Origin of the sequence: Campylobacter gracilis, from assembly GCF_001190745.1 — a bacterium.
Lineage (GTDB): Bacteria > Campylobacterota > Campylobacteria > Campylobacterales > Campylobacteraceae > Campylobacter_B > Campylobacter_B gracilis.
In genome coordinates, this window is sequence record NZ_CP012196.1 from 1,297,702 (window position 1) to 1,320,943 (window position 23,242).

General features: G+C 49.1%; 21 protein-coding genes, 1 tRNA gene and 1 pseudogene. 21 read left to right on the top strand and 2 right to left on the bottom strand.

What is annotated here, in order from left to right; genetic code table 11:
* Positions 1-73 precede the first annotated feature (73 nt).
* Together CGRAC_RS06455 and CGRAC_RS06460 are read right to left on the bottom strand one after the other, a co-directional pair.
* Positions 74-160, bottom strand: a tRNA-Leu gene (locus tag CGRAC_RS06455).
* Between the two features lie 72 nt (positions 161-232).
* Positions 233-529, bottom strand: a complete 297-nt coding sequence (locus tag CGRAC_RS06460) for an HU family DNA-binding protein (protein WP_005870248.1) — start codon at positions 527-529, stop codon at positions 233-235.
* Between the two features lie 326 nt (positions 530-855).
* Here CGRAC_RS06460 and CGRAC_RS06465 point away from each other — a divergent pair, with 326 nt between their 5' ends.
* The 21 genes and pseudogenes from CGRAC_RS06465 (at position 856) to CGRAC_RS06570 (ending at position 23,218) form a co-directional block, all read left to right on the top strand.
* A complete protein-coding gene (locus CGRAC_RS06465) occupies positions 856-1,533 on the top strand; it encodes a response regulator transcription factor (protein ID WP_005870247.1) in 678 nt (225 codons plus the stop codon).
* Positions 1,534-2,034: 501 nt separating this feature from the next.
* Positions 2,035-3,276, top strand: coding sequence for an ArsS family sensor histidine kinase (locus CGRAC_RS06470; RefSeq protein ID WP_040303643.1), 1,242 nt, complete (start codon positions 2,035-2,037; stop codon positions 3,274-3,276).
* On the top strand, positions 3,273-3,719 hold the full coding sequence (locus CGRAC_RS06475) for a hypothetical protein (RefSeq protein ID WP_005870241.1): 447 nt from the start codon (positions 3,273-3,275) through the stop codon (positions 3,717-3,719). Before CGRAC_RS06470 ends, CGRAC_RS06475 begins: the two co-directional genes overlap by 4 nt.
* Positions 3,716-4,987: a glutamate-1-semialdehyde 2,1-aminomutase gene (gene hemL / locus CGRAC_RS06480; protein ID WP_005870239.1), complete on the top strand. Its 1,272-nt coding sequence runs from the start codon at positions 3,716-3,718 to the stop codon at positions 4,985-4,987. The genes CGRAC_RS06475 and hemL overlap by 4 nt, the downstream gene beginning before the upstream one ends.
* 31 nt (positions 4,988-5,018) lie before the next feature.
* Positions 5,019-5,318 (top strand): AtpZ/AtpI family protein, encoded by a 300-nt coding sequence (locus tag CGRAC_RS06485; protein WP_005870236.1) that lies wholly within the window; start codon positions 5,019-5,021, stop codon positions 5,316-5,318.
* An 11-nt stretch (positions 5,319-5,329) separates the two neighbouring features.
* The gene (locus CGRAC_RS06490) at positions 5,330-6,559 is read left to right on the top strand and encodes an ICP22 family protein (RefSeq protein WP_005870234.1); all 1,230 of its coding nucleotides are present in this window, start codon (positions 5,330-5,332) and stop codon (positions 6,557-6,559) included.
* Positions 6,560-6,911: 352 nt separating this feature from the next.
* Positions 6,912-7,964, top strand: a pseudogene (locus CGRAC_RS12520) (quinone-dependent dihydroorotate dehydrogenase); the annotation flags it as partial.
* 593 nt (positions 7,965-8,557) lie between these two features.
* The gene (locus tag CGRAC_RS06500) at positions 8,558-9,811 is read left to right on the top strand and encodes a M16 family metallopeptidase (RefSeq protein ID WP_005870226.1); all 1,254 of its coding nucleotides are present in this window, start codon (positions 8,558-8,560) and stop codon (positions 9,809-9,811) included.
* Complete coding sequence (gene dapA / locus CGRAC_RS06505; RefSeq protein ID WP_005870224.1) at positions 9,804-10,700, top strand: 4-hydroxy-tetrahydrodipicolinate synthase; 897 nt, start codon at positions 9,804-9,806, stop codon at positions 10,698-10,700. The genes CGRAC_RS06500 and dapA overlap by 8 nt, the downstream gene beginning before the upstream one ends.
* The gene (locus CGRAC_RS06510; RefSeq protein WP_005870222.1) at positions 10,701-11,480 is read left to right on the top strand and encodes an enoyl-ACP reductase; all 780 of its coding nucleotides are present in this window, start codon (positions 10,701-10,703) and stop codon (positions 11,478-11,480) included. It begins immediately after the preceding gene.
* Entirely contained in the window at positions 11,477-12,034 is a 558-nt protein-coding gene (pgsA, locus tag CGRAC_RS06515) for a CDP-diacylglycerol--glycerol-3-phosphate 3-phosphatidyltransferase (RefSeq protein ID WP_172539850.1), read from the top strand. The genes CGRAC_RS06510 and pgsA overlap by 4 nt, the downstream gene beginning before the upstream one ends.
* Before the next feature lie 14 nt (positions 12,035-12,048).
* Entirely contained in the window at positions 12,049-12,225 is a 177-nt protein-coding gene (locus CGRAC_RS11920) for a hypothetical protein (RefSeq protein ID WP_005870219.1), read from the top strand.
* A gap of 343 nt (positions 12,226-12,568) precedes the next feature.
* Positions 12,569-12,823: a hypothetical protein gene (locus CGRAC_RS06520; protein ID WP_005870217.1), complete on the top strand. Its 255-nt coding sequence runs from the start codon at positions 12,569-12,571 to the stop codon at positions 12,821-12,823.
* Positions 12,820-13,935, top strand: coding sequence for an RIP metalloprotease RseP (rseP, locus tag CGRAC_RS06525; protein WP_005870216.1), 1,116 nt, complete (start codon positions 12,820-12,822; stop codon positions 13,933-13,935). The genes CGRAC_RS06520 and rseP overlap by 4 nt, the downstream gene beginning before the upstream one ends.
* Positions 13,932-14,570: a YggS family pyridoxal phosphate-dependent enzyme gene (locus CGRAC_RS06530; protein WP_005870215.1), complete on the top strand. Its 639-nt coding sequence runs from the start codon at positions 13,932-13,934 to the stop codon at positions 14,568-14,570. The genes rseP and CGRAC_RS06530 overlap by 4 nt, the downstream gene beginning before the upstream one ends.
* 2,055 nt (positions 14,571-16,625) lie before the next feature.
* On the top strand, positions 16,626-18,623 hold the full coding sequence (locus CGRAC_RS06545; protein WP_005870205.1) for a TonB-dependent receptor plug domain-containing protein: 1,998 nt from the start codon (positions 16,626-16,628) through the stop codon (positions 18,621-18,623).
* Positions 18,624-19,008: 385 nt separating this feature from the next.
* The gene (locus CGRAC_RS06550; protein WP_040303635.1) at positions 19,009-20,055 is read left to right on the top strand and encodes an ABC transporter substrate-binding protein; all 1,047 of its coding nucleotides are present in this window, start codon (positions 19,009-19,011) and stop codon (positions 20,053-20,055) included.
* A gap of 10 nt (positions 20,056-20,065) precedes the next feature.
* The gene (locus CGRAC_RS06555) at positions 20,066-21,067 is read left to right on the top strand and encodes a FecCD family ABC transporter permease (protein ID WP_005870195.1); all 1,002 of its coding nucleotides are present in this window, start codon (positions 20,066-20,068) and stop codon (positions 21,065-21,067) included.
* Positions 21,067-21,813, top strand: a complete 747-nt coding sequence (locus tag CGRAC_RS06560; protein WP_005870193.1) for an ABC transporter ATP-binding protein — start codon at positions 21,067-21,069, stop codon at positions 21,811-21,813. The genes CGRAC_RS06555 and CGRAC_RS06560 overlap by 1 nt, the downstream gene beginning before the upstream one ends.
* A gap of 195 nt (positions 21,814-22,008) precedes the next feature.
* Positions 22,009-22,692, top strand: a complete 684-nt coding sequence (locus tag CGRAC_RS06565; protein WP_005870191.1) for a hypothetical protein — start codon at positions 22,009-22,011, stop codon at positions 22,690-22,692.
* Positions 22,685-23,218, top strand: a complete 534-nt coding sequence (locus tag CGRAC_RS06570) for a hypothetical protein (RefSeq protein WP_005870190.1) — start codon at positions 22,685-22,687, stop codon at positions 23,216-23,218. The genes CGRAC_RS06565 and CGRAC_RS06570 overlap by 8 nt, the downstream gene beginning before the upstream one ends.
* The last annotated feature ends 24 nt before the right edge of the window (positions 23,219-23,242 follow it).

Sequence of the window (23,242 nt, forward strand, 5' to 3'; positions counted from 1 at the left end):
ATAAAAAATTTTATAGCAAGTTGAAATTTGCAAAAGGCAGTTGAAATTACGGATGAAATTTAAAGAAGATTTATGGTGCCCGAGGTCGGAATCGAACCGACACGAGGTCACCCTCGCCAGATTTTGAGTCTGGTGCGTCTACCAATTTCACCACTCGGGCATTTTGAAAAGTTTTGATTGTATAAATTTAAAAAAAGATAAGCCCCGACAAGCGGGGCTTGGAGCAAGAAAATTATTTTTTCTTCTTGCCTTTTGCGGCTGCAACAGCCTCTTTTAGCTGTTTGCCGACTTTAAATTTTACTACTTTAGTAGCAGGAGATTTATAAGTTCTGTTTGTGCCAGGAACTTTACCCTCGCGAGCTGCACGCTCTGCAATACCGAAAGATCCGAAGCCGATGAAGCTTATGTCATCACCTTTTACCAAAAGCTCTTTGATAGCCTCAAGTGCAGAATCAACTACATTAACAGTATCTTTTTTAGAAAGACCCGCCTTATCGGCAACTACTTGGATAAAATCAGCTTTTTTCATGCTAATCCTTTAAAATAAAGTGGTTTGGGCGGTATTCTACAATAGTTTCGCAAAAAATACAATAGTTTTTTAAGAAAAAAACGCAAAAATCGGCAAAATTTAGCCGATTTTAGCCCAAATTCGTCAATTTTTCAGATTTTGCTTCTTTAAATTTCAAAATTTTTCCATATTTTTGGAGCTTATTTTTGAAATTTTGCCAGATTTCAAAAAATTTCAAGATTTTACCCCTTCTCGCCTCATTTTTGTAAAATTTCGCCCAAATTTGCCGCTTTAAAATATATAAACTATATTTTGTTATAATCCGCGCAAAATTTCAAAGGTTTTTTATGACTAAAATTTTAATGATAGAGGACGATTTAGAACTCGCCGAAATTTTAAGCGAATATCTGCAGCAATACGATATCGATATTACCGTCGCGGACGATCCGTTTTTGGGACTTTCTAAGCTAAATTTAGAAAATTTCAACCTCGTGATTTTAGATCTCACGCTTCCTGGGATGGACGGGCTTGAGGTCTGCAAAGAGATCCGCAAAAACACCGATATACCGATCATAATCTCAAGCGCCCGCCACGATCTGACCGACAAGATCAACGCCTTCGACTTCGGTGCGGACGATTATCTGCCAAAGCCCTATAATCCGCAAGAGCTTTTAGCGCGCATCAAGCGCCACATCGAGCGCTACGACATAAACTCCATCCAGCGCGCCGCAAAACCGAAAAAAGACCTCGAAGTGGACGATTTCCGCCACGTCATCAGCTTCAAAGGACAGCCACTGTCGCTCACCATAGCCGAATACGACGTGCTTTCGTATCTCATCAAAAAGGAAGGCGGCGCGATCACCCGCGAGGAGCTCATCTACAACTGCAGCTCCATAAGCGAGGAATCCTCGAGCAAAAGCATCGACGTCATCATCGGTCGCATCCGCCTAAAGCTCGGCGAAACGTCCAAAGCGCCTAGCTACATCCACGCCATCCGCGGCGTAGGCTATAAGCTGATACAATGAGCGGGTCTGCGCCGTACGGGCGATGCGATAAAATTTAGCCGCACGCGGCTATAAATTTATAATAGATGTCCGCGCGGCGAAACTGAAATCGCAAGTCCAGTCCGCGCGATTTCCCCTTTTAAATTTAAGACGCCGCAACTGAAGCGTTAAAATTTTACGATAAAATTTTGTAGTTATAAATTTAGCACGCGGTTAGATGCGCGCGGAATTTATCGTCGAATTCCGCAAGCAGTTCGGCTCTACGCGCGGAACGAGTTGTAAAAGGTAGAACCAATCGCATAGCAAGAAGAGGCAAATTTTAAAAATTTAAAGCAGCGCGGCTATTAAATTTAAAAGCACCCTGCTTTGCGATGAAATTTTAAAATTTACGCACCACGCCTTTAAGACGCGCCGTAAATTTAAAGCCGAATGAGCCGTAAGCCGATCCGTGCGCCAAAGCCAAAGTAAGCCCGCGGCTTCAAAGCTTTGAAATTTTCAAAATTTAAGGATCATATAAATTTAATGAAAGTAAGATCGTCGATTTTTTATACCATCACGTTCATCTTCGCACTCGCTGCCGTGGGCGTTTCGCTCGCTCTACTCTGGCTCATTGGCTACGATCAGCAAAACTACACCCGCGAGCTAAACTCCAAATACTCCATCGTTGCGCGCGCGAACCTATATCAGATGAGTAAGCTCATCAGCGATGTCGAATACGAACGGCAGGTCGCGAATTTCGAGTTTTCGACTATCCGCGATGAAGCCAAGCGCGATGAGATCATCAAAGGCGCCGAAATTTTAGACAGCATCTCCGCAGACATCGGCTCTGCAGATATCTTGCTGTTCAAGCGCAAGCACTACTTAAAAATCACACACGCGGGCGAGACGCGGCTTTTAAACGACAAGGAGTATCAGCCTTACCGCTACGATATTTTCAAGGCGATCTACGGCGTCATTTTGGTGATCATCCTGCTTGCGTATATCTTCATCATCCGCAAAATTCGCCCCCTTCGCAAGCTCAAGCGCCAGATCGATAAATTTGCTAAAGGCGATCTTCAGATCAAGGACGTAAGCGTAGGAAACGACGAAATTTCCGAGGTTTCGCATGCATTTTACGAGGCGGTCACGCAGATAAACAAGCTTAACGAATCGCGCCATCTGTTTTTGCGAAACATAATGCACGAGCTCAAAACCCCCATCACAAAGGGTCGCATCGCCGTCGAGATGATCGAGCGCGGCAAAAATCAGGAGCGCCTCATCTCAGTCTTTGAGCGACTGGAGAGCTTAATCAACGAATTTGCGGCGGTCGAGCGCGCGACTGCGGGCACGGCGCTAGGCGAATGCGGAATTTTTTCAATGGATGAAATTTTAAAAGAAGCGCTTAGTATCGCGATGATCGAGCCCGGCTGCGTCACGCTGCAAAATCCGCTAGGTCTAAGCCTAAACGTCGATCTGAAGCTCTTTTGCGTCGCGGTGAAAAATTTAATCGACAATGCCGTCAAATACGCCGCAGACGGTAAAATTTTAATCCGCCTAAACGCCGAGACGATGGACTTCATAACGCTCGGCGAGCCGCTGCAGAAGGACTTTAGCTACTACAAAGAGGCCTTCGTCAAGGGCACGAACGCCAAACAAAGCTTCGGCCTAGGGCTTTACATCGTCGATAATATCGCCAAAGCGCACGGACTAAAATTCCTCTACCGCAGGCAGGACGAGCTAAACGTCTTTTATTTCGAGGGGATCGAAAAGATAGCTGCGTTATGAAATTTAAGCACATTTTTTATATCATTGCGCCAAAAATTCGAAACGAGAAGATGCGAAATTTCATATTTTTAGCGCTATTTTTAAACGCGGTCATATTTTTTCTACCTCGCAGCGCACAAGCCGAGAGTTTTATCACCGACGAAGAATACGGCGCGATGCTGTATAAAAACCCGCGCGGCATCGGCTGCGACAAGTGCCACGGCGAGAAGGGCGAGGGCTCGCTGATCGCGACATATAAAGAATTTAACCGCACCGCGGGCGCCTACTACGAGCGCGCCCTAAATGCGCCGCCGATCAACGCTCTCTCGCTTCAGGAGCTCGCCGACGGGATCAGCAGCTCGCGCGACGTGATGCCAAGCTACTTCCTGACGCAAAACGAGATCATCATCATCTACAAATATATAAAATCGATAAATCAACCCAAAAAGAAGGAGAAAAAATGAATAATCACGACGAATTTTTAGCAGCACAAAAACTTATCCCAGGCGGCGTAGATTCGCCTGTGCGAGCATTCGGCAACGTAGGCGGCGAGCCTTTTATGGTGGATCGCGGCGAGGGCTCGTACATCTACGACGTTGAAGGCAAAAAATATCTCGACTTCGTGCAGAGCTGGGGTCCGCTCATCTTCGGTCACGCCGATGCTGACATTGAGCGCGCCGTCGTGCAGACCGCCAAAAAGGGGCTAAGCTTCGGCGCATCCAGCCCGCTTGAGACGCAGCTTGCTTCGCTGGTGCTAAAAAATTTCGATTTCCTAGACAAGATCCGCTTTACCAGCAGCGGCACGGAAGCTACGATGAGCGCGATCCGTCTTGCACGCGCCTTTAGCGGACGAGATAAAATTTTAAAATTTGAGGGTTGCTACCACGGTCACAGCGACAGCCTGCTCGTCAAAGCGGGCAGCGGCGCGAGCACCTTCGGTAACGCAAGCAGCGCGGGCGTACCGCAGGACGTCGCAAAAAACACCTACCTAGCCAGATACAACGACATACAAAGCGTAAAGGACGTCTTAGCGCAAAACGACATCGGCACGATCATAATCGAGCCGATCGCTGGAAATATGGGCTTGGTGCCGGCGGATCCCGAATTTTTAACCGAGCTTCGCGCGCTGTGCGACGAGAAAAAGATCGTATTGATAATCGACGAGGTAATGAGCGGCTTTCGCGCGAGCGAGCTGGGCAGCTACGGTATCTACGGCGTCCGCGGCGATCTGGTGACCTTCGGCAAGGTCATCGGCGGCGGTATGAGCGTGGCGGCGTTTGCAGGCAAGCGCGAAATCATGGATATGATAAGCCCGCTAGGAGCGGTATATCAAGCAGGCACGCTAAGCGGAAATCCCGTCGCAATGGCTGCGGGCATCGCTAGCCTAAGTAAAATTTACGCTAGCAGCGACCTTTACGAAAGGCTCGGCGAGCTTGCCCGTAGGCTTACGGACGGGCTTTGCGCCATAGCGCGGCATCGCGGCATCGCGCTGCAAACCGCCTGCGTAGGCTCGATGTTCGGCTACTTTTTTGCAGACGAAGAGGTGCGCGACTATGACGGTGCTTTGCGGGCAGACACCGCGCGCTTTGCGAAATTTCACGGCGAGATGATTAAGCGCGGCGTATTTTTGGCGCCTAGTCAGTTTGAGACGGGCTTTATCTGCGCCACGATGAACGAAACGCAGATCGACTTTGCGCTAAATGCCGCAGACGAAGCGATGGCGGCGCTTTAGGGGCTGCATTTTAAAATTTTACGGATTTTAGATGAGAGTAACGAAAAATTTAAACAAAATCGTAAAGGGCGCCTGCGACATCAGCCTAGGCATCTCGATCGTCGTAGCGATCGGCATCGGCGTAGCGATCGGGCTTGGGCTGCGGCACCTCACGGGCTCGCTGCTTTTATTATGGCTCGGCATCGCTATCGGCATCGCGGCGGCGTTTTTGAACGTTTACCGCGCGTGCAAGGCGCTAAACTCGAGCCTAAAGGAGCTTGAGGACGATCCGAAATACAAGGCGGATCCGAAAAATTTTGACGACGACGATGAATGGGATGAGCGAGATTGAATAGGCGATTTTTGCTCATATACTGCGCGCTAAATGCGGCGTTTGCCCTGCTCGGGCTGGCGCTTTGCGGCTCAGGATTTTTCGGCACGGGCTCTTTCGGCGTGCAGGCGCTTGCGTGGCTTCTTAGCTTGGAGGCTGGATTTTTAGGCGCATTCGGTGCGGTATATTTTTCGTTTCGCGCTTACCGCAACAAAATAGAAGATGAGCTCAGAGCCGGCAAATACGATGAAATTTTACGGCAAAGCCCTAAAAATTCCTCCGATTTTATAAGCGGCAAAACTTCCGCAAACGATACGAATTCCGCAAGCTGCGGCGGCGAAAACCGAGGCGGCACAGGCGGCAGCGATGAAATTTCATACAGCGAAGTTTACGGCGGCGAAATTTTAAAAAGCGAAAGCTTTAGGGGCGTAAATTTAGGCGCGGAAATTTCAAATGCTCAAAATTCCAAAGGCGCAGTAAATTTCACGAGCGGCGATAGCTGCGTCGAAAACGATGATAGCCACGCCCTGTACGATGAAACCGCCGCCGAGTGTGCCGCAAACTCCGCCGCCAATATAAATTTTACTCACAGCTCGAATTTAGACGCCGAGTGCGACAAAATCGCTACCGGCGAGTGCGATATAAATTCCACCGAGAGCAGCCGTGACGAAACCTCTGCTTGCGGCATAACCGCTCTGGAACACACCGCCGCCGATAAATTTAACATGAAAGATGGCGCGACTTGTAGCGACTCATACGGCGGCATAAACGACGAGGCTAGCGATAGTTCGCAAGGCGGCATAGGCGCGCGTTGCGGCGACTTAAAAAATGTAGCGAGCAGCGATCTGGGCGGCGGCTTAGATAGCAGCGAGCGGAGCGACGGCGCAGATCGCAGCAATCATAGCGATGGCACAGATAGCGGCAATCGTGGCGGCGATGTAGATAGCGGCAAGCCGGGCGACGGTACGAGCGATTTTGGAGGTGGGATTGACGGCCCGCGCGACGGATCAAATGATGATTTCGACGGCGCGGACGGCAGCATTGATGGTTGGGATGATGAGTGCGAGAGGGGCGAGGTTCGGAGCAACTTTGCGGGGGCGTTTTTCTCTCCGTTTAAAATTTTGTCCTACGCGGCGCTCGTGGCGGCGATCTACCTGCTTGCCAAGCTGTCCTTGCTAAACCCGCTAGCGATTATCTTGGGCGTTGCGATCATTCCTCTGGGCACGATGATCGTTGCCTTCGCTGACAAAGACGCGCGCTAAACTCAAACGGCGCGAGTGGACGCTTTAAATTTTAAAATTTAGCTTCAGCGGGATTGAGCGCAGATCGGCGCAGGATAAAATCGCGGCGATGCCTGCCACCGCGAGCCATACCACGGACACCGCGCGTTTCAGCACGCACTCGGGCGCGCTAAATTTATAAAATTTGCGCCGCACATCTTTGAACTTCTGCGTAAATTCAGATCAACGCGGCGAGCCGTAGAAATTCTACGCAGCATTTAAGCGCGTAATTCTAAAATTAAATTTAACCGCCGCGAATTGCAATTCAGCGCGAAATCCTTATCTATATTTAATTAAATTTTAGCTACCATTACGCAAAATTTGAGGAAAAATTATGAATTACGATACCTTGAAAAAAATCTTTTTTCGATTTGATCCCGAAACCGCTCACAAGATCGCAGAATTCGGACTTCGCGCGCTCTATGCGACTCCGGGCGGGCTTGAGGCTTTGGCAAAATTCGGCGTTTATAAAGATGAAATTTTAACTCAAAATATATGGAATTTAAGCTTCGATAATCCAGTAGGTATCGCGGGCGGCTTCGACAAAAACGCCACGATGATCGCGCCGCTGGCCGCTCTTGGCTTCGGACACATCGATTTTGGCACCTTTACGCCGCGTCCTCAAAGCGGCAACGAAAAGCCGCGACTTTTTCGCCTCGTTAGCGAGCAGAGCATTCAAAACGCGATGGGTTTTAACAACGAAGGTGCCGATGTTATCGAGCGTCGCGTGCGAAAAATTTATCCTTTTAAAATCCCGATCGCCGCAAATATCGGCAAAAATAAGGCCACTTCGAACGAGGACGCGCTAAGCGATTACGAAGCCTTGGGTCGTAAATTTAACGGGCTGTGCGATTTTTTCATCATCAACGTAAGCTCGCCGAACACCCCAAATCTGCGTGCTTTGCAAGAAAATAGCTTCATAAGCGAGCTAATCGGAGCGATGAAAAAAATCACGAACAGGCCGCTCGTCTTAAAGCTGGCGCCCGATATGAGCGCGGATCAGGCGATCGCGCTGTGCGAGTGCGCGGTGCAAAGCGGCGCAAGCGGCATCATCATAAACAACACGAGCGTCGATTATTCGCTAAGCCCCAATGCTAGGGACTTTGGCGGCTTAAGCGGCAGGGTGATTACCGAAAAATCGCGCGAGCTTTTCGCACAGGTCGCTCGAGAGCTCTTCGGCCGCACGATCCTAATCAGCTGCGGCGGCATAGACAGCGCGCAGGAGGCCTATGAGCGCATCAAATCGGGCGCGAGCCTGGTTCAAATTTTTACCGCCTTTATCTTCAAAGGCCCGTTCGTCGCAAAATCGATCAACGAGGGGCTCGCGAAGCTTCTGCGCGCAGACGGCTTTAATAGCATCGGCGAGGCGGTCGGAGTAAATTTAAAAGATCGCGCAGGCGAAGGATACGGCATCAGAAATGATCAGACCGAAAATCGTGGCGACGGCGCGGATTTACGCGCTTGCGAAGACAAAGAGGCGGAAGCTAAAACGGATGAAATTTCAAAAACTACCTCCAAAAGCGACGTAAGCTCCAAACGCGGTAAAATTTCAAAGGACGTTACGCAAAAAGACGCCGCGCAGAAGGATACTCCGCAGGATAATGACGACGTGCAAGATAACGCCTCACAGAAGAAAGACGCCGATGCAAAAAATCTCTCGAAAAGCAGCGCAAAGAGCGAGAATTTAGAGGCCAAAAAAGCAAAGCAAAGCGGCACGGCGAGCAAAGCTGCCAAAAGCAAAACCGCAACTAATGCCGCACCAAAAAACGGCATAGAAAGTAAAAATTCTAAAACGAAAGCCGCGCCAAAAAGCAGCGCGGAAAGCAAAAGCTCCAAAGCTAAAAACGTAAAACGAAGTAGCGCCAAAACTAAAAAAGCTGAGGTAAAAGAGGCTAAAGAACTTAAAGAAACCAGAGAAGCGAGCGGCTCCCAAGACGCGGAGCAAAACTCAAGCAAAAAACGAAAGGCGAAAAAAGATTAATGTTTCCGAAATTTAAGAAAATCACGCTGCAAAATGGGCTTCAAATTTATCACATCCCGATGAATAAAGGCAGCGGCGTCATCAGCGTGGATGTGTTTTACAACGTCGGCTCGCGCGACGAGACGATGGGCAAAAGCGGCATCGCACACATGCTGGAGCATCTAAATTTTAAATCCACAAAAAATCGCAAGGCGGGCGAGTTCGACGCGATCGTAAAGGGATTCGGCGGCGTAAATAACGCAAGCACGGGCTTTGATTACACGCACTACTTCATCAAGTGTGCGAGCTCAAATTTAGAGGTCTGCTTGGATCTTTACGCCGACATAATGCAAAACTTGAGCCTCAAAGACAAAGAATTTCAGCCCGAGCGCAAGGTCGTGCTTGAAGAGCGGCTGTGGCGCACCGATAACGATCCGTTCGGATACCTATTTTTCAGGCTCTACAACGCCGCGTTTTTGTACCACCCGTACCACTGGACGCCGATAGGCTTTCGCAAGGACATCGAAAACTGGAGTATCAAAGATATCAAGGAATTTCACGCTAAATTTTATCAGCCGCAAAACGCCGTGCTGCTGATCACCGGCGACATCGGCGAAAAAGCGGCGTTTGATGCGGCCAAAAAATACTTCGCTCCGGTAAAAAACGAGAGTGAAATTCCGCGCCTTCACTGCACCGAGCCAGCGCAAGACGGCGAGAAGCTTAGCGTTATTTACAAAAGCAGCGAAGCGCAGATCGTGGCGGTCGCCTTTAAAATTCCGCCGTTTAACCACGCCGACGCCGCGGCAATCAAAGCGATGGATATATATCTTAGCGGCGGCAAGAGCTCGCTTTTACAGCGCGTGCTGGTCGATGAGAAAAAGCTCGCCAATCAGATCAACATCTACGATATGAGCGGTAAGGATGAGAATTTATTTATAGTCTTTGCCGTTTGCAACCAAGGCGTAAGCGGCGAGGCGCTGAGGAGTGAAATTTTAGCGCTGATCGAAAAAGCTAAAAAATCTAAAATAAGCGATGACGATATGTTAAAGATCAAAAACACCCTAAGTAGCGATCTGATCTACTCCCTCGACAGCGCTAGCAAGGTAGCGCAGATGTACGGCAGCTACATCGTCCGCGGCGATCTGGACGCGCTATTTAAGCTGGAGCGCGAGATCAAAAGTCTAGATAAAAACGCGGTTAAAAAAGCGATGAAAACCTATCTAAGCCTTAAAAGCTCCACGAGCATTATCTTACGAAAGGAAAACGATGAATAAAAATGTCATAATCGGCTCTATGACGGCGCTGATCACGCCTTTTAAAGAGGGCAAACTGGACGAGCAGACCTACTCCAAGCTCATCAAAAGACAGATCGCAAACGGCATAAGCGCGGTCGTACCCGTAGGCACCACGGGCGAGAGCGCGACGCTGACGCACGACGAGCACCGCGTCTGTATCGAAATCGCCGTAGATGCGTGCAAGGGCACGGACGTCAAGGTGCTAGCGGGCGCGGGCAGCAACGCAACTCATGAAGCGATCGGGCTAGCGCAGTTTGCACAGGCTCACGGCGCGGACGGAATTTTATCCGTAGCGCCCTACTACAACAAACCCACTCAAAAGGGGCTCTATCTGCACTACAAGGCGATCGCGAGCTCGGTAGATCTGCCCGTGCTGCTATATAACGTCCCGGGACGCACCGGCTGCGACATCGCCGCAGATACGATCATCAAGCTTTTTAACGACTGCGAGAACATCTACGGCGTCAAAGAAGCTAGCGGCAGCATCGATAAATGCGTCGATCTGCTCGCGCACGAGCCGCGCCTTAGCGTGCTTAGCGGCGAGGATGCGATCAACTATCCGATCCTAAGTAACGGCGGCAAGGGCGTGATCTCGGTCACTGCAAATTTACTGCCCGATTACACGGCAAAGCTAACGAAATTTGCGTTGCAAAATGAGTTTTTAAAAGCCAAGCAGATCAACGACGATCTCTACGCGATCAATAAAATTTTATTCTGCGAGAGCAATCCGATCCCGATCAAAGCAGCGATGTATATCGCGGGCCTCGCGCCGAGTTTAGAGTACCGCTTGCCGCTTTGCGAGCCGAGCGCGGAAAATCTCAAAAAAATAGAAAACGTAATGAAACAATACACTATCAAAGGATTTTAATTGACGAACGAATTTAAAGGAAAAACGCTAGTTATCAGCGGCGGCACGAGAGGCATAGGCAGGGCGATAGTTTTGGAATTCGCAGCTGCGGGAGCAAATATCGCTTTTACGTATAATTCCAACGAGGAGCTGGCGACTTCGCAAGCAGCCGATCTTGAGAAGGCTTACGGCATCAAGGCGCGCGCTTATGCGCTCAATATCTTGGAGCCCGAGACCTATAAGGAACTCTTTACCAAGATCGACGAGGATTTTGCGCGAGTGGATTTTTTCATCTCAAACGCTATCATCTCGGGTCGCGCGGTCGCAGGCGGATACACTAAATTTATGAGGCTAAAGCCGCGCGGCATTAATAATATCTTTACCGCAACCGTAAATGCCTTCGTCGTGGGCGCGCAAGAAGCCGCAAAACGCATGGAGGCGGTAGGCGGCGGCTCGATCATCTCGCTTAGCTCCACGGGAAATTTAGTCTATATCGAAAACTACGCGGGTCACGGCACGGCGAAAGCCGCAGTTGAAGCGATGGCACGCTACGCCGCAACCGAGCTAGGAGAGAAAAATATCCGCGTAAACGTAGTAAGCGGCGGCCCGATAGAGACGGACGCGCTTAGGGCCTTTACGAACTACGAAGAGGTGCGCGACAAGACCGCCGAGCTTAGCCCGCTAGGACGCATGGGGCAGCCGGAGGATTTGGCGGGAGCATGTTTATTTCTATGCTCGAGCAAGGCTAGCTGGGTAACGGGGCACACCTTCATCGTCGACGGCGGAACGACCTTTAAATAATGCTAAATTTACCCAATATTTTAGCGAGCTTTCGCGTTGCGCTGGCGCCGTTGTTTTTTTGGCTGATCTTACTAGCCGGCCGTGCAAACGGCGGTATGGTGGGCTCTGTGCACGTCAGCTGGATCGATTATTTTGCCGCGTTCGTATTTGTCATCGCCTCCGTCACGGACTTTTTTGACGGATACATCGCGCGCTCTTGGAACCAGAAGACCAAACTAGGCGCCATTATCGATCCGCTTGCCGATAAGATGCTGACGCTTGCGGGCTTTTTGGGGCTTATGTTTATCGGGCGCGCTAGTCCGTGGGCGATCTACCTGATCCTAATCCGCGAGTTTTTCATCACTGGCCTTCGCGTGGCGATGGCGGGCGACGGCGTAGAGGTCGCCGCGTCGATGGCTGGTAAGGTAAAAACGGTCTTTCAAATGATCGCTATCGGCTGGCTAACGATGCAGTGGCCATATGCAAACGCCCTACTCTGGATCGCAGTTGCGCTGACGCTATATTCGGGTTTTGAATACGTCGCGGCGTATGCGAAGGCGACAAAAAAGAGTTAGAATTTAGGCTATATATGGCTTTCGTAGTTGAAGAAAAAATTGGCGAAGAAAATGCGAGAAAATATAATCTCGACAAAGTTCAAAAGGATATTAGAAATAAAATTTTCAAATGCGATTGTCTCTTTGCCGTAAAAAAACAATGGATAACTGGCTACAGAGCTTCATCGCAAGACGCTAGAACCCGCGCTTAAAGTGGGTTTTAGCGATAGAATTTCAGCGTAAAATTTCACCTATTTTAGTAGCGCGGAATTTTAAAATTTCACGTTCAAATTTTACCGATAAATTTCCTAAACGCTTAATCCGTGCACGTACGGTCGCGTGCTAAGCCTATAAAATTTGAAAGATAAAAATTCCGCCACACAAAATTTCACGGCGTAAAATTTCGTTTAAACCGTCGCGCAAAATTTCAGGGCGGCGCGGCAGTGTTTTAAAACACGATGGAATTTCAAAGCGCGACAAAATTTTAGAGCATTACGACTTGTCAAAACATAATGAAATTTTAAAGCATAGCGACAGTTCAAAGCACAAAGCTCCGTGCAGCTAAATTTTATAACTCGCTCTACAAAATCTCGCGGTAAAATTTCGCTTTTAAATTTTAAATTCCTCACGCCGATCGTCCGCCTGCGCGCCCTTAATTTAGCTAAATTTATAGCTCGAAACGGCGGTGAGCTAAGCTCAAAGCTAACCAAGTTTAAAAAAGCGAGCCAAGGCTTTAAACGGCAATCTAAGCTTAAAATTTACAAAATCATAGTAAGCTTAGCCCATTTTTTACAAAGGTCTGAAATTTGAAAAGCATAATTTTAACGCTCGCGATCCTGGCGGTCGGATTTTATTTTTACTCGATAAATTTTATGGTCACGGTGCTGGCGATCAGCTTCCTCATCTTTTTCCACGAGCTGGGGCATTTTTTGGCGGCGCGGGCGCTGGGCGTGGGGGTGAACGTCTTTAGCGTGGGTTTCGGCGAGAAGGTCTTTACTAAGCGTATCGGCGCGACGCAGTACGCCATCAGCGCGATCCCTCTGGGGGGCTACGTGAGCCTTAAGGGGCAGGAGGATTTGGATCCCGCCGCAGTAAGCACAGACCCCGACAGCTACAACTCCAAAGGCCCGATCGCGCGCATAATTATACTTTTTGCGGGGCCGTTTTTCAACCTGCTGCTTGCGTTTTTGATCTACATCGCACTGGGCTACATCGGCGTCGAAAAACTAGCGCCGAAGGTCGGCAAAATCTCGTCGGGCTCTGCCGCAGCAAGCGCAGGGCTAATGCTAAACGATGAAATTTTATCGATCGACGGTAAGCAGATCCGCGAGTGGGACGACATCTCAAAGCAGGTAACCGCAACACCGCTAAGCCTAGAGATCATGCGCGGCGGCGAGCGGCTGAGCCTGCAGCTTACACCAAAGCTCGGCGAGAAAAAAACCATCTGGCGCGAGAGCATCAGAGTGCCGCTCATCGGCATTTCGCCCGATTACAACGCGACCGTGACGCTATATCACAAAGGTGCTCGCTCGCTTAGCTTCGCGTGGGATCAGACGGTGGAGGCATCAAAGCTCATCTTGGTAGGTCTTGAAAAGCTCGCCAGCGGCGTCGTTTCGCCCAAGGAGATGGGCGGCATCGTCGCTATTACAGATATCACCTCAAAAGCGGTCGATTACGGCGCGGCGGTCTTGCTCGCGCTCGTGGCGCTAATATCGGTAAATTTAGGGCTTATCAACCTCTTTCCGATCCCCGCGCTCGACGGCGGACACATCGCGTTTAATCTCTTTGAGCTCATCTTCCGCCGCCCGGTGCCAAAGCGGGTATTCGTGAGTGCTAGCTATGTAGGCATGGGGATTTTAGCGCTTTTGATGATATTTACGGTGCTAAATGATTTTGCTAGAATTTTGGGATTTTACAAATGAGGCTGGATGAAATTTTAAAGCGCATTGAGGCTGCAAAAGCAGGCGCGGGCGAAGTGCAGCTAGTCGCGGTGAGCAAAAACGTAGGCACGGATGAGGTGCGCGAGCTGTATTCGCAAGGACAGATCGCGTTTGGAGAAAACAGAGTGCAGGAGCTGAAGCGCAAAAGCGAGCTACTGCGCGAGCTGCCGCTAAAGTGGCACTTCATAGGCACGCTACAAAGCAACAAAATCAATCAGCTCATCGCTCTGCGCCCGACGCTGTGGCAGAGCTGCAACAGTTGCGAGCTCGCGCTTGCCGTAAATAAGCGGCTGAATTATCCGCTAGATACGCTGCTGGAGATCAACGCCGCGGGCGAGAGCTCCAAAACTGGGCTCGATAAAAACCGCGCGGTGGAGGAGTTTTTGCGCATTAAGCAGGAGTGCAAAAATCTAAATTTAATCGGCGTGATGAGCATCGGAGCGCACGTGAGCGAGCCAGCGCAGATCGCGCGAAGCTTCGAGGCAACGCGAGAGATCTTTGACGCGCTCGTGCCGCACGGTGCGCGGATCTGCTCAATGGGGATGAGCGATGATTTTGAGCTCGCGATCAAATGCGGCTCAAACATGATCCGCCTGGGTAGAATTTTATACGCCTAGCCCCCGAGGGACGGGCTTTATCGCGCGAGCAAATTTTATACCGCTTTTATTAGGCGGCGCGCTTAATTTGCCGCGAGAGCTAAATCGGGCAACTTGCCTCGATGATGAAATTTGGCGCGATAAAGCTAGCGTGATGTTAAATTTTAAGCCTTGATGAAATTTTGCGGCATAAATTTTATGCGGCGCGATAATCGGTCGCACACAGCTCTATGCTGCCCTCGATCTGCAGGTTCGGCACCCTGCGATGATCGTGCGGTAGCCCTACGCAATTCTATCGATACGCTCGGTGCATGACGATACTCGGTCGCGCGCAAGCCTCATCGGCAAGCTCGGCCGCACGTCGCGATATAAAAAATTTTGATGCGTAGGGCGCGGCGCGATATTAAATTTGCGCGTCTTGGCAAAATTTTATTTTGTAAAATTTTAATAAGGCACGGCGACGGAAAATTTCAAAGCGACGCGCCGATAGAGGGCGCGCGGAAATTTTAAGCGGCGGCGCGGCGGCGTAGAATTTTATGAAATAGCTCGCTAATGGACGACGCGGCGCAAGAGGCTTAAAATGGCGGTGCGCTAGTGAGCGACGAGGCGGGCGCGGCGGCAGAAATTTTTGTAGCAGATGCGGTGTCGCGACGGGAAATTTTAAAGCGGCACGACTTGAGTCGATAAATCTTGGGCGATGAAATTTGGCGCAGCGTCTAGATCGTAAAATTTTAGTGCGTTTCGACGGTATAAAATTTAAAACGCCTTAGCGGCATAAAATTTTAAACTGTATGGCCACGCCGAATTTTAAAGCGACATAGCGCAGACCCGATCGATAAAATTTATCACAGCGCCGAGGTTGTGAAATTTAACCCGCTTCGCCGCTGTAAATTTAAAGCAGCGGCGAATAAGACGCAGTTGCGGCGCCGATAGCAGATGAAGCAAAGCCCGTCAAGCAGTGTAAAATTAACCCGCTTTGGCGTTGCGAAATTTCAAAGCGGCAGCGCAGACGACGCGGCTCGGCGAGCGATGCAATGTTTGCAGAAACAGCGCCCTGCGACGCGTCGATAGAGACGTAGCGGCGCGCCGATGGGTATGAGGCGGCGCAGAAATTTTAAGCGGCGGCGCGCTAGTGGGCAATGCGATGTGAAAGACATAGAGCGACGCGCGAGCACTGTGGCGGTGGGAAAATTTTAAAGCGGCACGACTTGAGCCGATAAATCTTGGGCGATGAAATTTGGCGCGGCATCTAGATTACAAAATTTTATTTCATCCAAACGATATAAAATTTCAGCCCGCGCGAACCCCGCTCATAAGGCGCCGGTTTGCTCAGGCGCGCTTACGCCGACAAAAAGCGCTCGCGCCGAAGTCTATTCGCACGGCGTCCGCTCGCATGGGATCGGCCCGCGCCATGACCCGCCCGCGTCAAAATCCCAATCCATGCGTGCTGCAAAATTTTAAAATTTCATAGCCCGCAAAGCCGCGCGATCTTGAGTTGCGACCGACCCAAAGTCCGTATCTTGCTCAAAATTCCACTCTTAACGTAAAGCCACCCATCGTGCAAGCCCACTCTCGCGCAAAATTCGGACCTTCCCGTGAGCCGCAAGGCGCTGGTTCGCGCCCTACACGCTGCACGCCGTATGCCATGCTGTACTTGTATGCAGCGCACACCGCATGCCGCACGTTGAACGCCAAAATGCATAGGCAGCGCGATCAAAAATCGGTAAATCGCTACAGCAAAAGCCTTCGCAAGCGGAGCAAATATATATTTTACTGCTCGATAAGACCGATATGGTGCCCCTCTGCATGCTCCTCGCCGCAAGGTTAGCCGCTCGCGCATTAGACGCTCCGTTTCCAAGCTTAAGTTTTCGACGGCTCGTACGCGATCCGTCCTTAAAATATTTTCTCGCTACGCTTTTGTGAGTTTTGTTAAAATTTCGTTTATACAGCCCTCCAAATTTAAGCTTCTTTTAACATATATTGAATAAAATTCTTTTCATATATCGATAGCTAAAAAATACCTAAAAATAAGATTTTCTGCGATATATTAAAATAATTTTACTCAAGGGAGTTTCGATGAAAAAGAGCTGTCTGTTTGCCGTCATAGCCTCCGTTGCGCTTCACGGCGAAATTTTTAATCTAGGCGAGATCGAAGTCACGTCGAAAATCGGCGATAAAGTCCAAGAAAGCGACACGAGCGTCGCGGTAATCGACGAAGAGAAGATGAAGAAAAACGAGATCAAGCGTCTTTCCGAGGTCGCCGAGAGCACGCCCGGCCTGCAAGTAAACAAAGGCGGTGGTGGAAGAGCCGAGCAGACCTTTTACGTTCGCGGTTTTAACGCTAGAAGAGTGCCCGTCTTTATCGACGGAATTCCCGTCTATATCCCTTACGACGGCTATATCGATTACGGACGATTTACGACATTCGATCTATCGCGCATCGTAATCTCTAAAGGCGCTAGTTCGGTGCTTTACGGACCCAACACTATGGGCGGCGCGATAAATTTGATCACCAAAAAGCCTAGCAAGGAGCTTGAGGGTGAGATCGGTTATGGAGTCGAGAGCGGCAAAAGCAGTAAAACTATCGGCAATAACGTCGATTTTAGCATCGGCACTAAGCAAGAGCTATTTTACCTTCAAGCAAGCGGAAGCTTCTTAGAAGACAGAGGTCAGCAGCTTTCGTCTAAATTTAATAAGCCTATAAACGGCGATGAAGACGGCGGTAGACGCGATAACTCCATACAAAGAGATAAAAAATTTGGATTTAAGGTAGGTTTTACGCCTAATGAAACTGACGAATACGCTATCAGCTACAACAATCAAAAAGGCAGAAAGCAAGCCCCTCGCTATGCGGGTCGCTATTTGGATTGGAGCAATTATTGGGATTGGCCTATGTGGGATAAGGAAAGCATCTATTTCCTCTCGCATACGCAAATTGCAGGTAGCCTATACATAAATACGAAGGCGTATTATGATAAATTTAAAAACGATCTACGAGCATTCGATGATAAAACCTACAGCACACAAAGAAAAAGGTCTTCATTCAACAGCCATTACAGAGATCATTCTTATGGCTTCGGTGCCGAAGTAGGCGGCGACGTAAGCGATCAAGATACATTAAAATTCGCGACGAATTATAAATTTGACGAGCATAAGGAACATAACGATGGCGAACCGATCCAAACTACCAAAGACGCTATGTATAGCTTCGCTTTGGAAAATACGTATAAATTTACCGATTACAATAAGCTCATCTTAGGTGCCGATTATGATATTAGAGATTCTAAAAAAGCCGAGAAATACGGCTCTATTTTAGCTAGAAGACCGCATTTTTATAGCTTCCCCGATCTAAAAAAGGAAAGAGCTTTTAACTACCAAGCAGCTTATAAGCATAGTTTTGACGGCAACGATGAGCTTAGCTTAAGCTACGCAAAAAAGACCTTTTTCCCAAGCATGAAAGATAGATATAGCGAGCGATTTGGCAGGACTTTCGCAAACCCTGCCCTTCGCCCCGAGATAGCAAACCACTACGAAATAGACTATCAAAGAATTTTCGGAGAAACGCTAAAGCTCGAAACAGCAGTATTTTATTCAAAAGTCAAAGACGCATTCGGGCTTAGAAAAGAAACCAGAAACGGTCAAACTAGAAATATGTTCGTAAACATCGACCGATCGACCCACAAAGGCTTTGAGTTTAGCTTGGGATATTTTGCAACTAAAGACCTTGAGATAGGCGGCAACTACTCTTATCTTATAGTTACGAACGACAACACAGACGCAAAAGTGTATGATCTGCCGAAGCATAAGGCTTTCTTATATGTAGATTATAAAATTACACCTAAGCTATCTGCATACTTGTCGCAATATATCTCATCCGGCAAATATGTCTTATCTGAAGAAGAAACTAGGCTGGCAGGATTTGGCGTTACAAATTTAAAGCTTACTTACGAGCCGATCGAAAACTTAAGCATAGAAGCGGGAGTATCGAATTTATTTGATAAAAACTACGAATACGACGAGGGCTATCCTGAGGAGGGTCGCGTATTTTTCTCAAACATCAGATATAAATTTTAATCGGTTTTCAGACGGCTGTGGCATTTAGCCTAGTGTTTCATACAACTCCTTGGCGAGCGGTTTTGAGCTTCATCTCGGACCGCTCGCCTCTTTTGAAATTTTGCTTTTTAGAATGTAGCGTTTGCCGCGCAGTCCCTAAAATTTCATCCATTTAAATTTCGCTCTTTAATTTCAAATCCTAAATTTTGCGCGCACAACCTAGCCGATTGCACGCATCGTATCGAGCCCTTTAAATTTTAAAGCCCAAATTTTGCACCGAGCAATCTAAAATCACCGCCGCTAAATTTTAAAATTTAGCAGCTAAATAGGCGTCTAGCGAAGATAAATCTATTTTAAAATTTCTTTTGCTATACTTGCGAAATCAAAAAATTTAAAAGGGAAAACGGTGAAAAAAATATTTCTATTTCTCTGCGCCGCGAGCATGCTTTTTGCTCTGAGCGAGGCGCAGATCAAGGACTATATCGCTCAAAACAGCGAGAATATCGAGCAGCTGCAAGGCACTCCAGCTAAAATTTACGCCAGCTCGCCGCCGCTTTTATATATGCTTTACGCGCTTGATCCCGCTAAAATCAGCGGCGTAAATTTCGAGTGGAACGCCTTCGAGCGCCCCTACGTCAAAAAAGAGGTGCAAGAGCAGCCAGTCGTGGGCGGCTTTTTCGGCCAGGGTAAAATTCCAAACGCCGAGATGCTGCTGCGCCTAAACCCAGATCTCATCCTCGTAAACGCAAGCTCGCGCAACGCCAAAAAGATGAGCGAGGTTTTCGGCTCGATCAAAAAGCCGATGCTTTATCTAAGCGCAGTGAGGCTCGAGGATTATCTGGACGGGTTTGAAATTTTAGGTGAAATCACGGGCAAAAAGGAGCGCGCAGCACGTCTCATAAAATACGCCAAAGAGTCGTTAAATTTGACCGCGCAGATCGAGGAATACATTAAGAAAAACAACCTGCAAGAGGTAAAAATCTACTACGCGCAGGGCGGCGACGGGCTAGCTACCGAGTGCGAGGGTTCGTGGCACGCTACGCTCATCGAGCGAGCCGGCGCACAGAACGTGCATAAATGCAGCGAAGATCCAAACGCCAAATCTTTCGGGCGCGTAAAGATCAGCTTCGAGCAGCTCGTTAAATACGATCCGGACGTCATCCTCATCTACGAAAAAGAGCTGTTTGATAAAATTTACGGTGATCCGAAGTGGCAGCTGCTAAGCGCGGTGAAAAACAAAAAGGCCTACTACATTCCGCGCGAGCCATTTTCGTGGTTTGACCGCCCGCCTTCGTTTATGAGGTTTTTGGGGCTAAAGTGGCTGATAAATTTGTCCTACCCCGAGGCATTTAAATTTGACATGGTTTCCCAGATGCGCGAGTTTTACAAGCTATTTTTAGATCTTGAGCTCACAGACGAGCAAATTTATAAAATTTTGGGACGCGCCGAGTGAGTAAAGAAAAATGAGTAAAAAGGCGTTTGCGTTTTTAGCCCTACTGCTTGCGCTTTGCGTCGCGGGCTCGCTGCTTCTGGGCAAATACGGCTTTAGCGCAGAGGACTATGCGCGCTACGTCACGGCGCTACTACGGGGCGAAAGCTTAAAAGATTTTGAGGTCATGCACACGCTCTTGCTCGAGATTCGCCTGCCGCGCATACTTGCCTGCGTGCTCATCGGCGCTAGCCTTGCGATCAGCGGCGCAGCGTATCAGGCGATGTTCGTAAACCCGCTCGTAAGCCCTTCGATACTAGGCGTTCTAAGCGGCGCGGGATTCGGCGCAGCGGTCGGGATGTTTTTTAAGCTCAATGAATACCTTATCCAGCTTAGCACATTCGGCTTCGGTTTTCTTGCCGTGGCCGTGGCGCTAGGCGTTTCGGCGTTGTATTCGCGCAGCGGCAGCGTCATCGTGCTGGTGCTCGGCGGCGTCATCAGCGGCTCGCTCTTTACCTCGCTGCTCTCGGTGCTAAAATACGCCGCAGATCCCAATGATGCGCTTCCGGCAATCACCTATTTTTTGATGGGAAGCCTCGGCTTTGCGTCCAAGAGCTTCATCGAAATTTCGATCTTGCCGATGTGCGCGGGCGTTTTACTGCTAGCGCTTAGCGGCAAATACTTAAACGCGCTAAGCCTTGGCGAGGAGGAGGCAAAGAGCCTGGGCGTAAATACGGCGCGGGTTAAAATTTTCATCGTCCTCGTCGCGACCTTCGTTAGTGCGCTTAGCGTGACGATCGCGGGCATCATCGGCTGGATCGGGCTTATCGTGCCGCACATCGCGCGCTTTATATTCGGCGCCGACAACCGCGCGGTACTTGCTAGCTCGGCGATGATCGGCGCGATATTTCTGCTATTTTGCGACAGCTTTTCGCGGCTCATTTTTACCTTTGAGATCCCTATCGGCATCGTTACCTCGTTATTTGGCATTCCGATGTTTATCATCGTGCTTCGCCGCACCAAGAGGAGCTTTTGATGCGAGAAAATTTGATAGAAGTGCGAAATTTGCGCTTTGCTTACCGCGATAAGCCCGTGCTAAAGGGCATCAGCTTCGACGTCGCGACGGGCGATACGCTAAGTATCCTAGGCGCCAACGGCAGCGGCAAAAGCACCCTGCTACGCATAATGCTCGGATTTTTAAAATTTGAGGGCGAGGTGCTAATCGCGGGCAAAAGCGTGCGTGACTACGGTAAGCGCGAGCTAGCCTCTCTCGTCGCCTACGTGCCGCAGACGCACGCGCCGTCCTATGACTACAGCATCTTTGACGTCGCTCTGATGGGCGCGCTGTGCAGGACGCCGCTGTTTTGTAGCTTTAGCGCGGCGGATAAAAAGCTAGCCGAACAGGCGCTGGAAAAGATGGGCATCGCGCATTTAAAAAACGCGCCCTACACAAAGGTCAGCGGCGGCGAGCGGCAGCTGGCGTACATCGCGCGCACGCTGGTTCAAGGCGCGAAAGTGATCTTTATGGACGAGCCGACAAACGGGCTGGACTTTGGCAATCAAATCAAGCTACTCGAGATGATAAAAGCTCTAGGCGACGAGGGCTATACCTTCGTGCAGACGACGCACTATCCGCGTCACGCGAAGTTCGTCTCAAGCTTGACGCTGTTTATAAAGGACGGCGAAATTTTAGCCTTCGGGCGCAGCGAGCAGCTCATAAACGCCGAAAATATCGATAAAATATACGGCATAAACTACGAAAGATACGAGGATAGATTATAAATTTTACGGGCGCGTAGCGCCGTTAAATTTAGCCGAACTAGGGTAAAATTGCGCGTATAGAATAACTTTTCGGCGGCAAGGCGGCGCGCCGAAAAATGCCAAGCTGCAGATCGCGGCTGCGGCAATGCAAGCAGCAAACCAAATTGCTAGCGAGCAAAACGTCTAAATTTAAACGATAAATTTAAAAGGAAAATCATGACTCCGCGCGAGATATTTTTAAACGGCTGCAATGAGATCGCGGCAAATTTTGCGTACTTCAAGCCCGCGCAAAAGTGGCAAAAACTAACGAAGCTTGCAAGCGATAAGGAGATTTTATTTGAAATTTATTTTGGCTCCAGCATGCGCAATTACTCAGGCAGCGTGAGCATCCTGCCGCAGATCGCGATCTACTGCAAGCGCCTAAAAAAGCTGATGCAAGAGGAGCTGTCCTACTCGACCGACCTTGTTTTCGTATCGCATCTGGGTTATCTCACGCCGCGCAAACAGTTTCGCGACTGGCAGCTTGCAGGCGCCAGCTTTGAGCCCAGCGTTCGCGAGATTAGCGCGGCTATCAAGGACTACGCGCTGCCTATTTTTGAGCTTTTTGAGGACAAACAAAAGGCGGTGGAGTTTATGATGCAGCGCGGGGCTAAATTTAACAAAAATCTAAGCGCTTTCGATCTGCGCCCGATCTACTTTATCTTTTATTTCGGCGGCAAGGACGCGGCGGAGGCGTTTTTTAACGTCTGCCTGAGTGATTGCACGCACAAAGGGCGATTTTATAAGCTTTATGAAGAGCTTGCAAACGGCGCGGAGACGGATTTTGGCAGGAGTTCGTTTTGGAGCGATACAGAGGCGAAGTTTGCATTTGTAAAAGGACTTAGAATTTTAAATGGCTGAAGCTTTAATTCAAATTTTAATCGTAATTTTTAGCATCTTGCTTCTGGGCGGGATTATTTGGACGCTCTTTTGCCGCAACCTTCGCAGGCTTAGTTCGAGCTGTCTTGCCGCGATAGATGGGATAAGCGAAGCAAGCGCGATAAAAAGGCTTTCCGTGCGACCGTTTTTGTTCTGGCTGGAACGGTTTTTTATCTCGTGCGAGAGCCTTTGGTTCGATCAAAATTTCATCTACGTTTTTGACGGACAGAAGCTCGCGGCGAGGTATAAATTTGAGCAAATTTTAGCGTTTGAAGTCACAAAAATTCGGATAAATCATGCTAGGATTTGGCGGATCCGCTTTGCGGGCGGCGCGAGCGAGCTTGAACGTAGCAGCGCGAACAAGCCTGAGCAAGACGGCGCAAGCGAATATAAATTTGTGCCCGCCGCTTCTATTTTTGAGCCGAGCTTTAAAGAATTTTTGCAAATTTTACGCGAGAAAAACCGAGGAGCAATCAAGACGGAGTCTAGATTTTGGGAGACCGTTTAGCGCGGCAGAATTTTACAAAGCGAT